Origin of the sequence: Sneathiella sp. (genome assembly GCF_029233945.1) — a bacterium.
GTDB lineage: Bacteria > Pseudomonadota > Alphaproteobacteria > Sneathiellales > Sneathiellaceae > Sneathiella.
In genome coordinates this window covers 1-15,806 of sequence record NZ_JARGOQ010000066.1, presented here as the reverse complement: position 1 = coordinate 15,806, position 15,806 = coordinate 1, and the positions used below count along the sequence as shown (strand labels likewise).

General features: G+C 54.1%; 13 protein-coding genes and 1 tRNA gene. 7 read left to right on the top strand and 7 right to left on the bottom strand.

All coding sequences use genetic code 11. The annotated features are described in order from the left end of the window. From P1U71_RS16060 to P1U71_RS16035, 6 genes are all read left to right on the top strand, one after another. A partial coding sequence (locus P1U71_RS16060) for a DNA translocase FtsK (protein ID WP_301106650.1) occupies positions 1-1,053 on the top strand: 1,053 nt, incomplete at its 5' end. Positions 1,054-1,143: 90 nt separating this feature from the next. After that, a complete protein-coding gene (locus P1U71_RS16055) occupies positions 1,144-1,761 on the top strand; it encodes an outer membrane lipoprotein carrier protein LolA (RefSeq protein ID WP_301106649.1) in 618 nt (205 codons plus the stop codon). A 63-nt stretch (positions 1,762-1,824) separates the two neighbouring features. Next, positions 1,825-2,418 (top strand): hypothetical protein, encoded by a 594-nt coding sequence (locus tag P1U71_RS16050; protein WP_301106648.1) that lies wholly within the window; start codon positions 1,825-1,827, stop codon positions 2,416-2,418. A 31-nt stretch (positions 2,419-2,449) separates the two neighbouring features. Next, positions 2,450-3,253, top strand: coding sequence for an exodeoxyribonuclease III (gene xth, locus P1U71_RS16045; RefSeq protein WP_367281211.1), 804 nt, complete (start codon positions 2,450-2,452; stop codon positions 3,251-3,253). 53 nt (positions 3,254-3,306) lie between these two features. After that, on the top strand, positions 3,307-4,545 hold the full coding sequence (locus tag P1U71_RS16040) for an adenylate/guanylate cyclase domain-containing protein (RefSeq protein WP_301106646.1): 1,239 nt from the start codon (positions 3,307-3,309) through the stop codon (positions 4,543-4,545). A gap of 62 nt (positions 4,546-4,607) precedes the next feature. Next, the gene (locus tag P1U71_RS16035) at positions 4,608-5,405 is read left to right on the top strand and encodes an SDR family NAD(P)-dependent oxidoreductase (protein ID WP_301106645.1); all 798 of its coding nucleotides are present in this window, start codon (positions 4,608-4,610) and stop codon (positions 5,403-5,405) included. 6 nt (positions 5,406-5,411) lie between these two features. On the opposite strand, the gene P1U71_RS16030 is transcribed toward P1U71_RS16035, so the two are convergent. The 7 genes from P1U71_RS16030 to P1U71_RS16000 form a co-directional block, all read right to left on the bottom strand. Continuing rightward, complete coding sequence (locus tag P1U71_RS16030; RefSeq protein WP_301106644.1) at positions 5,412-5,900, bottom strand: class I SAM-dependent methyltransferase; 489 nt, start codon at positions 5,898-5,900, stop codon at positions 5,412-5,414. Then, positions 5,887-7,053: a tRNA epoxyqueuosine(34) reductase QueG gene (gene queG, locus P1U71_RS16025; protein ID WP_301106643.1), complete on the bottom strand. Its 1,167-nt coding sequence runs from the start codon at positions 7,051-7,053 to the stop codon at positions 5,887-5,889. Before queG ends, P1U71_RS16030 begins: the two co-directional genes overlap by 14 nt. After that, positions 7,034-7,702 (bottom strand): glutathione S-transferase family protein, encoded by a 669-nt coding sequence (locus P1U71_RS16020; RefSeq protein WP_301106642.1) that lies wholly within the window; start codon positions 7,700-7,702, stop codon positions 7,034-7,036. Before P1U71_RS16020 ends, queG begins: the two co-directional genes overlap by 20 nt. Positions 7,703-7,787: 85 nt before the next feature. Continuing rightward, positions 7,788-8,060, bottom strand: a complete 273-nt coding sequence (locus tag P1U71_RS16015; RefSeq protein ID WP_301106641.1) for a hypothetical protein — start codon at positions 8,058-8,060, stop codon at positions 7,788-7,790. 205 nt (positions 8,061-8,265) lie between these two features. Then, complete coding sequence (gene gltB, locus P1U71_RS16010; protein ID WP_301106639.1) at positions 8,266-12,828, bottom strand: glutamate synthase large subunit; 4,563 nt, start codon at positions 12,826-12,828, stop codon at positions 8,266-8,268. 15 nt (positions 12,829-12,843) lie between these two features. Then, entirely contained in the window at positions 12,844-14,286 is a 1,443-nt protein-coding gene (locus tag P1U71_RS16005; protein WP_301106638.1) for an NAD(P)-dependent oxidoreductase, read from the bottom strand. Positions 14,287-14,592: 306 nt separating this feature from the next. Next, positions 14,593-15,543: a complex I NDUFA9 subunit family protein gene (locus P1U71_RS16000; protein ID WP_301106637.1), complete on the bottom strand. Its 951-nt coding sequence runs from the start codon at positions 15,541-15,543 to the stop codon at positions 14,593-14,595. A gap of 176 nt (positions 15,544-15,719) precedes the next feature. Between P1U71_RS16000 and P1U71_RS15995 the strand changes: the two genes are divergently transcribed. Further along, positions 15,720-15,806, top strand: a tRNA-Leu gene (locus P1U71_RS15995).

Here is a 15,806-nt window from a genome sequence, read left to right as displayed (position 1 = left end):
GCCGGCACAACAGGTTCGGGTAAATCTGTCGCCGTCAACACCATGATCCTGTCGCTGCTATACCGGCTATCTCCGGATGAATGCCGCTTTATCATGATCGACCCGAAGATGCTGGAACTCTCCGTATATGACGGCATCCCGCATCTGCTGGCGCCGGTGGTGACCGAACCTGGCAAGGCTGTTGTCGCACTTAAATGGGCGGTCAAGGAGATGGAGAACCGCTATCGCAAGATGGCGGAGCTGGGTGTGCGTAACGTCGATGGCTATAACCAGCGCATCCGCGAAGCCCAGAAAAAGGGTGAAGTGCTGAAGCGCACTGTGCAGACAGGCTTTGATGCTGCCAGCGGCGAACCTGTATTTGAGGAGCGCGCCCTCGATACGGAGCCATTGCCGATGATCGTGATTATCGTCGATGAAATGGCAGACCTGATGATGGTGGCCGGCAAGGATATCGAAGTGGCGGTGCAACGCCTTGCCCAGATGGCCCGTGCTGCAGGGCTTCATGTGGTCATGGCAACGCAGCGTCCGTCGGTTGATGTTATCACCGGTACGATCAAGGCCAACTTCCCGACCCGTATCAGTTTCCAGGTGACATCCAAGATCGACAGCCGGACCGTGCTGGGCGAACAGGGAGCGGAGCAGCTTCTCGGTCAGGGTGACATGCTCTATATGCCGGGGGCGGGGCGCGTGCAGCGTGTCCATGGACCGTTCGTTTCTGATGAGGAAGTTGAACAAGTCGTCAACTTCCTGAAAGCGCAAGGCGAGCCGGACTATAAGCAGGAAGTCACCGAAGAGGATCAGGGTGAATTCGACGGGATGACCGGGGGCGGTTCAGGTGGCAGTTCGGGCGATGAGCTCTATGATCGCGCCGTCGAGCTGGTCTGCCGGGAGCGCAAGGCCTCCACCAGTTTCGTGCAGCGGCATTTGCAAATCGGTTATAACCGCGCCGCGCGCATCATCGATCAAATGGAGAAAGAGGGCGTGATCGGATCGGCAAATCATGTCGGGAAACGCGAAGTTCTGGCCCGCGACATTGATGATCGGGAACGTTAGGCGGGCGTCAATTTGCTGGCATTTTGTCGCGCTATTCCCATATCAGGGGAACAACCCCGGCGAACAAGATTAAACCTGAAGTGAGACGTCATGCGTTTTATACGAAATACGGCCCAAATCCTTTTAGCGGTATGTATCGCGACAGCAGCGGCATCCCCTGCCCTGGCGGCACCGGCTACGGAGGAGCAGGCGCAAATCGCGCGTGTCGAAGCCTATCTAGACACCATTAAATCCATGCAGGCGGATTTCCTGCAGATCGACTCTGCGGGTGGTATTGCCGAAGGCGCGGTATATATGCGCAAACCCGGACGGATGCGCTTTGAATATAAGCCACCTGCGCAAATTCTGGTCGTTGCCGATGGCCTCTGGCTTGTCTTTCACGACAAGGAGCTGAAAGAGACAACCCGTTTGCCGCTTTCCGCGACCCCGGTTAGCATTCTGCTTGAGGAAGATGTCCAACTGAGCGGTGATGTCACAGTGACAAAGGTTGAGCATGACGCCAACACCCTGCGCCTGACCATCGTCGATACGGATAACCCGGATGAAGGAAATATTGTCCTGATCTTCAGTGATAATCCGCTGCAATTGCGGCAATGGCTGGTGACTGACGCCCAAGGCCAGGTCACGAGTATCAGCCTCGGCAAGGTCGTAAAAAACATCAAGCTGAAGCCGGAGCTCTTCACCTTCTTCGACAGTGACTACGAATAAATATGAAGCGATAGACAAATCCGTGTTACATAGTCCGGCATGCTGACTAACCGAGAGACTGACATGGATTATGACGACGATTTCGATGAAGACCTTCCCGATATCGAAGACTATCCGACCCTGATTTCCGTTGTTCGCTTTAACAAGCTCATCCCCTCCATTCCCTGGTTTGAGGACGTGGGAGAGCCTTTGGAGCAGGAGTCCCTGACAGCCGCCCGCGACTATATGGATTTGCTCGGCTTTCCCGACGCCTTTGTCGCCGAAGTGGAAAGTTGGGAGGATGCGGCCTATGCGGCAAGCAACCCGGAATTTAACAGCGACTGGTGGGAGGCGGAGGAGCAACTCCGCATGGGCCTGACGACCATGGCACTCGAACTCATGAGCGAGGATGATTTAAACCTCGCCCTCACCCAGGTTTCCGCGACGGCATCCGACGTAGTTTCGAGGGCAGTGGAGGCGATAGCGGAAGACGCCGGGATCGAAGACCAGGAGCTTATTCGTGCGGCATCCGGTTCCGCCCTTCAAAGTTGCCATCAGGCCGCACTTGTCCTTGCGGCCGGAGAAGAGGATGCTCATCCCTTCGCACTGAAATACAAGCTGTTTGAACAGGGACACTGGCCAATCGCCATAACAGGCCGTAGCTTTAATATATTCTGAGAAATCCCAAGAAAGAGCAATAATGAACGATTTGCGCCTTGTCACCTGGAACGTCAATTCCGTCCGTGCCCGCCTCGCCCATGTGGAAAAATTTGTGGCAGAGCACCAACCCGACATTCTCTGCCTTCAGGAAACCAAGGTGACGGACAATGATTTTCCTCTCAAAGCCTTTGCAAAAATGGGATTTGCGCATCATGCCATCGCGGGTCAGAAAAGCTATAACGGGGTGGCGATCTTCTCGAAATTGCCTTTTGTTCCGACCGATAGCCGGCTCTGGTGCGGAAAGGATGACAAACGGCATCTCGCGGTTACGCTGGAAAACGGAGTGGAGCTGCATAACTTCTATGTTCCGGCGGGCGGCGATGTAGCGGACGTGTCACTGAACGACAAGTTTGCGCATAAGCTGGACTTCATGACAGAGATGGCCGATTGCTTCACGGAGCGCCGGGCGGACAGCAACAAGCTGATTTTGGTGGGAGACCTCAACGTGGCCCCCTTTGAAACCGATGTATGGAACCATAAACAGCTTTTGAAGGTCGTCAGCCATACACCGATAGAGGTGGAGCATATGGCACGAATTTATGGCTCCCATGACTGGATTGATGCAATGCGCCATTTCGTGCCGGAGCCGGAGCCGCTTTATTCATGGTGGAGCTATCGCGCGCGCGACTGGCGCGCGTCAAACCGGGGGCGCCGGCTCGATCATGTCTGGGTAACGCCTGCACTTAAATCCCATTTAAAGGGGATGAATATTACTCTGGATGCCCGCGACTGGGAAAAACCCTCGGACCATGCGCCCGTCATTGTCGATTTTGATTTTTCTGGCTTACAATAGGCTGCGCATCGTCTGGGCTTGTCGATGTCGGTATTTGACAGGATAATCCTTTGATGAGCCAGAAAGAAAAGATCGAAGAAAACCCGCGGCTACTCGCGGGCGACACAAGCATAAGAGATACGGAACTCTCACACCGACTTCTCGTACTCTGCGCTGTAATGATGGCGATACCCGCGTTTTTATGGGGCGGCATCTATGCCTATTTCGGGGAATACAGGGTCGCCGCCATCGCCTGGGCCTTTACCCTCATTTCCATTAGCACACTGATTCTTTTCCGAAAGGAAAGAGGCTTCCGACTGCTCCGGGAGAGTCAGCTTTTCCTCACTCTCATGCTGCCCTTCTTGGTCATGCTCGAACTCGATGGCTTCATTAATTCCTCAGCCGTGATTGTCTGGTCATTGATGAGCCCCATGGGGGCGCTGCTTTTCGCCAATCGAAAAAAGTCGACATATTGGTTTGTTGCCTTTATCCTCTTGCTCTTGATCGGTGCCGCCATCAATTTTCCGGCAACGGCACCGGAAATCGGACTGCCGCCCGAGTTGGTTACCATACTTTTTGTGATGAATTTAAGCGGCGTTTCCATCGTTGCCTTCGTCCTGCTTATCTATTTTGTTAGCCAGAAGGAGAAAACCTTCGCTCTGCTGGCGGAAGAACGGCAGCGCAGCGAAAATCTGATCCGCAACATGCTGCCCGAAGCCATTGGCGAGCGCCTTAAACAGGACCAGCAACCAATTGCCGACCGGCTGGACAATGTCACAATCCTGTTTGCGGACATTTCCGGTTTCACCAGCTACGCAATGAACCGTCCGCCAGAAGAGGTGGTCACCTTGTTGGACAAGATTTTTTCTCATTTCGACAACATTGTTAGTCGGCAAGGCTTGGAAAAAATCAAAACCATCGGTGATGCCTATATGGTCTGCGGCGGTCTTGACGGAGATGTGAGAACCGGTGCTATAGAAGCTGCTGCCTTTGCCCTGGAAATCATGACCCATGTAAATGAGTTGTCCGGGCAATCAACGGAATCGCTCGGTTTGAGAATCGGAATAAATACGGGATCAGTCGTCGCAGGTGTCATCGGCCACAGTAAATATTCCTACGATATCTGGGGCGATGCCGTGAATATCGCTGCGCGTCTTCAACAAACGGTCCAGACGGGTGACATTCTTATTTCTGAAACGACTGCGCAATTGCTGGGCGGCAAATTCAGGCTGGAACCGCAGGGAGAAGCGGAACTGAAAGGCCATACACCCGTTGTGACCTATACCTTGTTGTCAAAGTCTTCCGACGTTTAAGGCTTGCCGAAGGCAGAGGCTTGCGGCAAAGTTAGACAATAATAATAAAAAGGGAGGGGAGCATGGCGCAAGAATCACAAAAAAATGGCCGCCTTGAAGGAAAAATCGCACTGATCACAGGCGCAGCCTCGGGCATTGGCAGGGCGACCGCAGAACGCTTCGCCCGCGAAGGCGCAAAAGTGGCGCTTACCGATATCGACCCTGATAAAGGCGGGAAGCTAGCGGAGGAACTCACCAAAGCGGGCCATGACGCCTTCTATCAAAACCTTGATGTGGTGGATCCGGACGAATGGCACGCCGTGGTGGAGGCCGTCACCAACCGTTGGGGGCAGCTTGATATTCTTGTCAATTCCGCCGGAATCGGACGCGCCAAAGGCCTTCTCGATATGAGTTTTGATTTCTGGCGTCAGACAATATCCATCAATCTCGACGGTACATTCCTCGGCACACAGGCTGCCGTTGACAGCATGAAGGACACGGGCGGCGGCGCCATTGTCAATATCTCTTCCGTTCTCGGCTTTGTCGGCATGTCCAATATATCCGCCTATGCCGCAAGCAAGGGCGGCGTGCGATTATTCACCAAGGCGGCAGCGATTGAATGCGCAAACAAGGGATATAATGTGCGCGTCAATTCGGTGCATCCGGGATATATCGAAACGCCCATGGTTATGCGACGGTTCGATAAAATCGCGGCGGCAGAACGAGAAGCGGAAGAAACAAGATTAAAGAAATCTCATCCGCTTGGCCGCCTCGGCAAACCAGAGGAAATCGCGTCGATGATCCTCTATCTCGCCTCCGATGAGGCGGCGTTTGTGACGGGCGCAGAGTTTGTTGCCGATGGCGGCTATCTCGCCCAATAGCACCGATTACATCTGACGATATATGTGATAGCGCCCTTCGGCCACGCCTTCTGGAAGGGGGCAGGACTGCCAGCTATTCACCTCAAATGGCTGGTCACTAACGATTATAGCGCCATGAGCGAGCAGCTTTGGAAGGCTGTCGCCAAGCGCGGTAGCAAGCGCCACGCTGGCCGCCTTGTCGCCAGAACCAATATCGCAATGGGCAAGAACGGCCCTTTCCGTCATCTTGTCAAGGGCGGTCGGAACAGTCTCCAGAAAATCACCGACGATCATATGCTCTTCGTCCGGGATACAGTCCGGATGTGCTTTCACATGCCGGTCGAACACATAGATATCCCGCTCCGGCATCAGGCTGCGCAAGTGATCGAACGTCCGCCCATTTCCAAGGCCAAGCTCCAATACGCTACCCGGATTACCTTTGACGATAGCGGCGGCATGGTTCAGGCAATCGCGCTGCGCACTGACGCGCCGAATAAAACTCTCAAGCCTGCTCATTTCTGCTTCCTTCGCTTAAATTCCATTCTTCCCGTACGGCCGCATCCCGCTCATCTCCTATCAGATTATCGCGATAGCAGCTATAAACCTCAGGCGGGACCAATTGTCCCAGCGCCCAGACTGCGGCAACCCGCACAATAGGCGAATCGTCTTTAAGAAGCGGGGTCACCACATCCGGAAAAGATGCCTCACCACTGTTTCCGATTGCAATCAGGACGTTGCGCACAAAGCGATTCCGCCCCAGCCTCTTGACGGGCGAACCCGAAAAAAGTGCCCTAAATGCCGCATCGTTGAGCGTTGCAAGCTCGGCAAGCGACGGCGCAATCAGCTCCGGTCGGGGCTGGAGATTCAACTCATGTGCCGTTTTCGCATACTTGTTCCAGGGACATACCGCCAGGCAATCATCGCAACCATAAATCCGGTTGCCGATCAGGGGTCGCATCTCCCGCTCGATATGTGCCCTCGTTTCAATCGTGAGATAGGAGATGCAGCGCCGCGCATCAAGCTGATACGGCGCAGGGAAGGCTTTCGTCGGGCAGATATCAAGACACGCTGTACAAGAACCGCAAGTCCCATCAAGCGGTTCATCGGGGGTAATCTCATGGGTTGTGAAAATGCACCCCAAAAAGAGCCAGGAACCGAATTCCCGACTTAAGAGGTTGGTGTGCTTTCCCTGCCAACCGAGCCCCGCCATCGCCGCCAGCGGCTTTTCCATTACCGGTGCGGTATCGACGAAGACTTTTACATCACCGCCATAATCCCGGACGATGGCGCGGGCGATACGTTTGAGCTTCTTCTTGACGACATCATGATAATCCCGGCCTTGTGCATAGACGGAAATGACCCCGCGCTCGCTCTCTTCTGTATAGGCAAGCGGATCAATCTCCGGGCCGTAATTGAGGCCTAGCATGATAACCGATTTTGCTTCCGGCCAAAGCGCCTGAGGATGGCTGCGCCGGTCCGCTTTCTCGACAATCCAGTCCATGTCGCCATGTCGCTCTGCTACAATGAATTCTGCCAAATGCTCCCCGGGGAGCGCGCCGAAATCAGCGGACGCAAAGCCAACCGCATCAAACCCTTCAGCCAGCGCCGCCGCGCGCAATTCGCTCTTGTCGACCGGGTTTTGCAGGGGATTAGAAGTCGAGGTCGGCATAATGAGAGGGGGCGGGCATTCCCGGCAAATTATCCGCGAGAATCGCGCGGAAACTTGGCCGCGATTTTGCCCGCGCATACCAGATTTTGGCGACGGGATGCTGCTCCCACGGAACATCGCCGAGATAATCCACGCTGGAAAGCTGCGCCGCGGCAGAAATATCGGCAAGGCTGAATTCATCACCCGCCAGCCAGGAGCGCCGCTCCACCAAATAAGTGATATATTCAAGATGATAATGAATATTGTGGTGACCGGCGCGGATGGCGGCCGTATTCGGTGTCCCCGATTTCGTGAGCCGCTTCATGATCTTTTCTTCGACAAGATTATCGGTTACCTCCCCAAAGAATTTTCGATCAAACCAGCCAATAAGGCGCCTTGTTTCCGCGCGCTCCAGCCGGTCTTCGGGGAGCAGGCGAACATCCTCGTACGTCTCTTCCAGATACTCACAAATTGCCTGGCTGTCAGCCAATGTAATCTCGTTTTCATCGATCAGCACCGGAACTTCCCCTGCGGGATTTCGGGCAAGCAAGCCGGGGCGCCGTTCCCATGGCTTTTCGATTTTTAGCTCGAACTTAAGCTCTTTTTCGGCAAGAGCGAGTCGCACCTTGCGGCAGGCAGGAGATATCCAAAAATGATAGAGTGTACGCATGGGGCGACATTACCCCATGCGCATGGATTGTAGAATAGGTTGATTGGAGGATTTTACAAAAAGTTTGTATTGACCGGCATGTTAGTTAGTTGACGGGATAAATCCTGAGGTTTTCACTCCGTTTCAGGAGCCGCGCACATTCACGACGAATGCGGTCAAACATTTCTGCAACGCGAATTTTCCCAAGCCGGTCAAGACGCGTAACCTGTTTGAGGGCCATTTCCGGCGCCTCCTCCCCATAGATCAAAATGAACCGCCGCGCCGCCCATTTTACATATTCTGTACTGATTATCGGATCCGCAAATTTAGGCGGCAGAGCTCCGATATCACCCGTATCAAAAGCTGCTAAATTTTCCATTTTGGGTTCTCCTGTCAGGATGTTTCGACATTTACTATCTGAAACAAAGCAAACACCATGCCAAAACATAGCCGTTATCAACCGCCATCGATTAACGAGAATCTGTAATTGTGGCGGCATTTCCGGCCCTTTGCGGGAAAATTCTACCCATTAAAAAAGCCGGGACGATGATATCCCGGCTTTTTTCTTTGCGTGAATTGAGTACCTAGGCACGCTGCTGTTCCACCTCATCGGATATTGGATGCGCCAGCTTGTTCAGCATCTCCTTGGGGCAGACCTGATAAAAGCGATCCCGCTCCCATCCCCAATCGGCAAGTAACGCCTGGGCGAACTTAGAATGGGTATTTTCGGCATGCTCCGCAATCATCTCTTTCAGAACACCTTCCCAATAGCTGGACGCGAGCCGCTGATAGACAACGGATTCGTCGTTGATATGGACCGGCAGGACATCATCGACATCATAGACAAAGGCCATACCCCCGGTCATACCGGCGCCGAAGTTATCACCGACAGCACCAAGAATTGCCACCATGCCGCCCGTCATATACTCACAGCCATTGGTGCCGCATCCTTCAACTACTGAAGTAGCGCCAGAATTACGAACCGCAAACCGCTCACCTGCCTGTCCGGCAGCATAGAGCTCACCCGATGTTGCCCCGTAGAGAACCGTATTGCCGATAATAGCGTTCTCGTTCCACTTAAGAGGGCTGGATGTAACGGGCCGAACCACGATCGTCCCGCCAGACAAGCCCTTACCACAGTAATCATTGGCATCGCCCAGCACTTCCAGCTTCAGGCCCTGAACCGCGAAGGCACCGAGAGACTGTCCGGCGGAGCCGCGCAAGCGCACCGTAATATGGCCGGGTTCAAGTCCGGTCATCCCGAATGCCCGCACAATCCGGGACGACAGCTTAGTGCCGATCGCCCGATGCGTATTGCGAATGCTGTAGGCAAGCTGCTTTTTCTCACCGCCTTTGGTGAAGACGCTCGCGGCATCCATGATCATCTGCGCGTCCAGTGTTTCAGGAACAGGGACCGGCCCCTCATTGACGCAATATCTGGGGTTATTCCCCGCATCGGCTTCCGCCAGCAATGGGTTCAGATCGAGGTCATCAAGATGCGCCGAGCCACGGCTGACCTGGGAGAGCAGGCTGCTCTGTCCGATAATCTCCTGCAAGGAACGATAACCAAGCTGCGCCAGAATCTCGCGCACCTCTTCCGCAAGGAAGCTGAAGAGATTGACGACCTTGTCCGCATTCCCTTCGTATTTCTTGCGCAAGTCCTCATCCTGGGTGCAGATGCCCACCGGACAGGTGTTGGAATGGCATTGCCGCACAAGAATACAACCAAGCGCAACCAGTGCGCCCGTGCCAAGGCCATATTCCTCACCGCCCATCATGGCGCTGATGACAATGTCGCGACCGGTCTTCATCCCGCCGTCAACCCGAAGCAGCACCCCATGGCGCAGTTTGTTCAGGGTCAACACCTGATTGACTTCCGGCAGGCCCATTTCCCACGGGACACCCGCATATTTAAGCGATGTCTGTGGGCTTGCACCAGTGCCGCCGGAGTTTCCGGAAATCATGATGACATCCGCCTTCGCCTTGGCGACGCCCGCAGCAACCGTACCGATCCCCGCCTCTGCCACCAGCTTGACGCAGACCCGCGCCTCAGGATTGATCTGTTTCAGGTCATAAATAAGCTGCGCCAGATCCTCAATCGAATAGATATCATGATGCGGCGGCGGCGAAATCAGGGTCACGCCCGGCGTTGAGTTCCGCAGTTTCGCGATCATTTCAGACACCTTGAAGCCAGGAAGCTGCCCGCCTTCGCCGGGCTTCGCACCTTGGGCAATCTTAATCTCAATCTCTTCACAGTTATTAAGATATTCCGCCGTTACGCCAAACCGGCCCGAGGCTATTTGCTTAATTGCAGAGCTGGGATTATCACCATTGGGGCGCGGCTTGAACCGGCTCACATCTTCGCCGCCCTCACCGCTATCGGACTTGCCACCAATCCGGTTCATGGCGATGGCGAGCGTTTCATGCGCCTCCTTGCTGAGCGCGCCGAGGCTCATCGCACCAGTTACAAACCGCTTGCGAATTTCCGTAATGCTCTCGACTTCGTCAATCGGGACCGGCTGCCGCGGTGACTTGAAATCCAGCAGATCGCGCAGGTTTACCGGCGCCATCTTGCTCATCCCTTCGCTATATTTCTTATAGAGGGAGTAGCTGTCCTTTTCAACGGCCGACTGTAGCAAATGGACCAGCTCTCCATCGAAAGAATGTACCTCACCGGAGGCTCTGTAGCGGTACAGCCCCCCAACAGGCAGGCTGATTACATCCTCACGATAGGCTTTCTCATGCTGCTCGAGAATTTTGTGCTGAATGCCCGGAAGGCCGATGCCGGAAATACGTGACGGCATGCCCGGGAAAAACTCGGCCACCAGCGCACGGGATAGGCCAACGGCCTCAAAATTATAGCCACCACGATAGGAACTGATCACCGAAATGCCCATTTTGGACATGACCTTCAGCAGGCCCTGATCAACCGCCTCTTTCGCCCGCTTGAGGCAGGTCTTGATATCAAGCCCGGGGAACAAACCCCGTTCATGGCGATCCGTAATCGTTTCTTGCAGCAGGTAGGCATTCACCGTTGTTGCGCCAACACCGATGAGAACAGCAAAATACTGAACATCCAGACATTCGCCGGAACGAATATTTATGGAGGTAAAGGTCCGAAGCCCCTCGCTCACGAGATGCGTATGAACACCAGCGGCCGCCAGAATTGACGGAATGGGCGCGCGGGTAGCTCCCGTATTCATATCGCTCAGGATCAGATGGGCGCAGCCGCCGCGCACAGCATTCTCCGCTTCCGCCCGGATATAGCGAAGCGCTTTGGAGAGTGCTTCCGGTCCGTCCGTGACGTCAAAGGTGCAGTCAATTTCTTGTGCGGTATCGCCCATATATGTCTGCATGGCGTCGAATTCGCCATTCGTCAGCACGGGCGATTCAAGAGATAGGATCTCCGCCTGACTCTTGTCTTCATCCAGGATATTATTCAGATTACCAAGCCGAGTTTTCAAAGTCATAACCCGGCGTTCGCGCAGGCTATCAATTGGTGGGTTCGTCACCTGACTGAAGCGCTGCCGAAAATAATGATGCAATCCGCGATAATGCTTAGACAGAACAGCAAGCGGCGTATCATCGCCCATCGAACCAACGGCCTCCTTTCCGTCCTCGACCATTGGCTGAATGATCAGTTCCAAATCCTCCAACGACCAACCGGAACAGAGCTGTCGCTTGCGGAGCTCCTGACGGCCAAAATGATGCGGTTCGTCGGCGCCTTCAACCCGGCTGCCTAGATCAACCGTATTCTCGATCCATTTTTCAAAGGGCTTGGCATTGGCCATCTTGTCCTTCAATTCGCGATCAAAATAGAACCGGCCTTTCTTCAAATCGACGCCGATCATTTCGCCCGGACCAACCCGGCCCTTGCGCGTAATTTTGGACTCATTGACCGGCACCATGCCCGTCTCCGACCCCACCAGCAACAGGTTGTCGCCAGTAATCGTATAACGAAGCGGCCGCAGGCCGTTGCGGTCCAATCCGGCGATGACCCAACGTCCGTCTGTCGCGCAGACGGCGGCAGGGCCGTCCCAAGGCTCCATCACCGAGTTGCAATAGGCATAAAGGGCCTTATGCTTTTTCGGCATATTCTCTTTATTGCCCCAACTCTCCGGGATCAGAAGTGTTTTCGCCATTGGCGCGCTCCGTCCGGCGCGAACCAAAACCTCAAACACGGCATCCAGGGCCGCACTGTCTGAACTGCCCGCCTGAACAATGGGCTTTACGTCATCAGACTTGTCCCCAAAGGTGTCGGAGACCATCCGGATTTCATGGCTTTTCATCCAGTTGACGTTGCCGCGTATCGTATTAATCTCACCATTGTGGGCAAGCATCCGGAATGGCTGCGCCAGATTCCAGGTCGGGAATGTATTGGTCGAATAGCGTTGATGATAGATCGCAAAAGTTGATACGAACCGCTCATCCAGCAAGTCGGGATAAAAGCTCGACAACTGCTCAGCAAGGAACATCCCCTTGTAAATGATCGACCGGCAGGAGAGCGTGCAGATATAGAAGCCGCTGATATGCGCCGCGAGGACTTTTTTCTCGATCCTGCGCCGGATGATGTAGAGATCACGCTCGAACTCGTCATCATCGACACTGCGCGTGTTGGCGATCATGATCTGCTCGATCTCGGGGCGGGTTGCATTGGCTTTTTCGCCGATAATGCTCGCATCCACGGGCACCTGTCGCCAGCCATAGATATAATAGCCAAAGGCGAGAATTTCACTCTCGACAATTGTCCGGCAGGTTTCCTGCGCCTCGAAATTGGTTTTCGGCAGGAACACCATCCCCACAGCCAGTTTGCCATCGATCGGCTCATGACCGGTCCGCATAATATGCTCTTTAAAAAAACCCTGCGGAATTTGGACGTGAATACCACAACCATCGCCGGTCTTTCCATCGGCATCGACAGCGCCGCGGTGCCAGACTGCTTTCAGCGCATCAATCCCGGCCGCAACAACAGCGCGTGACGGCTTACCATCAATCGCAGCGACAAGGCCAACGCCACAGTTGTCTTTTTCCTCTGCTGGATCGTACATCCCGTTGGCTTGCAGGTGAGCTGCGTTATCCGTCCAGGATTTCACAAATTCTTCGCCGGCGGAGAGATTGCTTTGCTGATTTTCAATTTGCTTTTTCATTTTCATCCCACTCCGTTACGAAGCCAGTGCCGCTTGTTCATTCATCTGCTTTTCACTCAGGAACCGGTGGATAGATTGCGCGGCATCGCGCCCATCACGAATGGCCCAAACCACCAGAGACGCACCTCGAACGATATCCCCAATGGCAAACACCCCTTCAAGGTTGGTCATTGATGTCTTGAAGTTGACAGAAATGGTTCCCCAGTTGGACACCTCCAGACCCGGCTCATCGAAAAGCTGCGGAATATCCTCTGCATCGAAACCAAGCGCCTTGATTGCAAGGTCGCAGGGTATATCATGCTCCGATCCGTCAATTTCTACCGGTACTTGACGACCCGTGGAATCGGCAATACCCAGATGCATATCGATTGCCTTGACGCCGCTTACACGGTCATCACCGAGGAACGCTTTCGGAGCGGAAAGCCAGACGAATTCAACGCCTTCTTCTTCCGCATTTACAACTTCACGGAGGGAACCGGGCATATTCTTGCGATCCCGGCGATAAAGACATTTAACGGACTTCGCCCCCTGCCGCACGGCCGTACGGACGCAATCCATCGCCGTATCGCCACCGCCGATAACAACGACATTCTTACCCGAGGCGTTTAGAGTTCCATCCTCGAAGGCAGGAACGGCATCACCTAGTCCCTTCCGGTTGGAAGCCGTCAAATATTCCAGCGCCGGCACAATACCGTCAAGCCCGCTTCCCGGCATCAATATGTCTCGCGATTTATAGACTCCGGTCGCAATGATAACCGCATCATGTTTCGCCCGAAGATCGGCAAGCGTTGCATCACGCCCAATCTCAAAATTTAGATGAAAGGTAACGCCGCCATCGTTCAGTAACTTGGCACGCTTCTCCACCACATCCTTTTCCAGTTTAAAGCTCGGAATACCATAAATCATGAGGCCGCCGACGCGATCATAGCGATCATAAACATGGACCTGATAGCCTCGCTTGCGCAGTTCATCCGCCGCCGCGAGACCGCCCGGACCTGCCCCGATAATGCCAACGGATTGTTCGCGTTCCACACTGGGAACCGTGGGTTTGACCCAGCCTTTTTCCCAGGCAGTGTCGGTTATATATTTTTCAACGGCGCCGATCGTTACCGATTCAAAACCCTTTTCAATCACGCAGGAGCCTTCGCAAAGCCGGTCCTGCGGGCAGATGCGGCCGCAGATTTCAGGGAAGTTATTTGTCGACTGGCTGACTTCATACGCCTCTTCCAGACGCCCAGCGGCGGTCATCATCAGCCAGTCCGGGATATTGTTCTGGACCGGGCAATGAACCTGGCAATAGGGGATACCGCATTGGGAGCAGCGACTTGCCTGTTCCGTCGCCCGACCACTGTCAAATTCATCATAAATCTCGTCAAAGTCCTGGCGCCGCGCCTCCGCTGCGCGCTTTGCTGGCATCTTCTTTTCCAGCGAGACAAATTTCAGCATTTTTTCAGTCATCAGACGTTCCCGTCCCGAACCTTGGCAGCAAGGCGCGAGCAAATAACTACTAAGTGTTGATCAAGTTACAAAATAAGACACAGCTGCGGAACGGCAGTTCTCACCCAAGCTTTCCGTCAAGATGCGCGAGGCATCCAGAATCTCACAGCCATTGATTTGAATAACCTAATTGCCAGAGAAAGGCCAGCAAAAAAATCGATATAAGTCAATATTACTGACTTATATTTCATCGCCTCTTGTGGATTTTTGTCATGGAGACGTAAAATCTTCAAGGCTTTTCGAAAATTTAAGTCCGTTTCGGACCTTTTACGCAATGGCGGAGTTTAACCCGCCGCCCCGGCGATAACGCCTTAGATAGTCGGGCACCACAGCGTTAATCGTCGCCGGCTGAATGCCAAGATCCTGCAGGTTCGGAAACTCGCCGCTTGCGACATTATCCTCCTTCAGAAGCTTAACCTGATCCGGTGTCAATTGCGGCCGCCCCGGAGCAAGGGCCATGAACCTCGCCATGAAAGACATTACGCTGGGCGGCACGGGCAAAAGAAGGCATTTCCGGCCTGTAAACTCAAGAACCTTTTCCAGAAGCTCCTTAAAGCTATAGACATCCGGTCCCGTCAGCTCCCAGATTTTCCCTTGCTGTGACGGCGTTTCAATAATCCGGACGATGGCATCGGCCAGATCCTCCACCCAGACCGGCTGCATCTTCATCTTACCGCCATCCGCAAGCGGAAAGGCCGGCGCAAGAGACAGAATACTGGCGAAGCGGTTGAAAAAATCATCATCAAGGCCAAACACGACCGATGGGCGAAGGATGGTCGCGCCCGGAAACTCAGTCGCCGCCAGTTCTTCCCCAACCGCCTTGCTGCGCGCATAGGCCGCCTCATGATCCTTATGGGCGCCCAGTGCCGACATGTGGATGAGTTGTTTTACACCGGCTGCCTTTGCGGCGACCGCAATTCGTTCCGCAGCATCCACATGCAAGCGACCAAAATTCTGCGCCCCCTTCTCATACAGAACGCCAACAAGGTTGATCACGATGTCCGCGCCCGCGACCGCCCTGTCGACGGACTGCTGATTCCGGACATTCGTCTTGAAACCGACAACCTGCCCGACAACACCTTGCGTCATCAACTGGGCGGCAACTTCAGGATCACGCGCGGCAAGACGGATTTGATACCCTTTCGCCGCCAGCCGACCAACCAAATGCCGACCGATAAACCCAGACCCGCCAAAAATGGTAATCAAATGCCCCGACATTCCTTAATCCCTTTGCTTGCGCCGCTCATTTGGCGCGCCAAATATGCCTCTGTTAATGCCAATATCTACCCGCTTAGACCAGCAACGCCAAGAGCAAACCGTAAAATTCTTTAATTCTTTTGACGAAGTTTGTTGACATACGGCCAAGCGCTTTATATCAGAGGCGACGATAAGTTGCCCAGGTGGCGGAATTGGTAGACGCGCTAGCTTCAGGTGCTAGTTTCTGTATGGAAGTGGAAGTTCGAGTCTTCTCCTGGGCACCA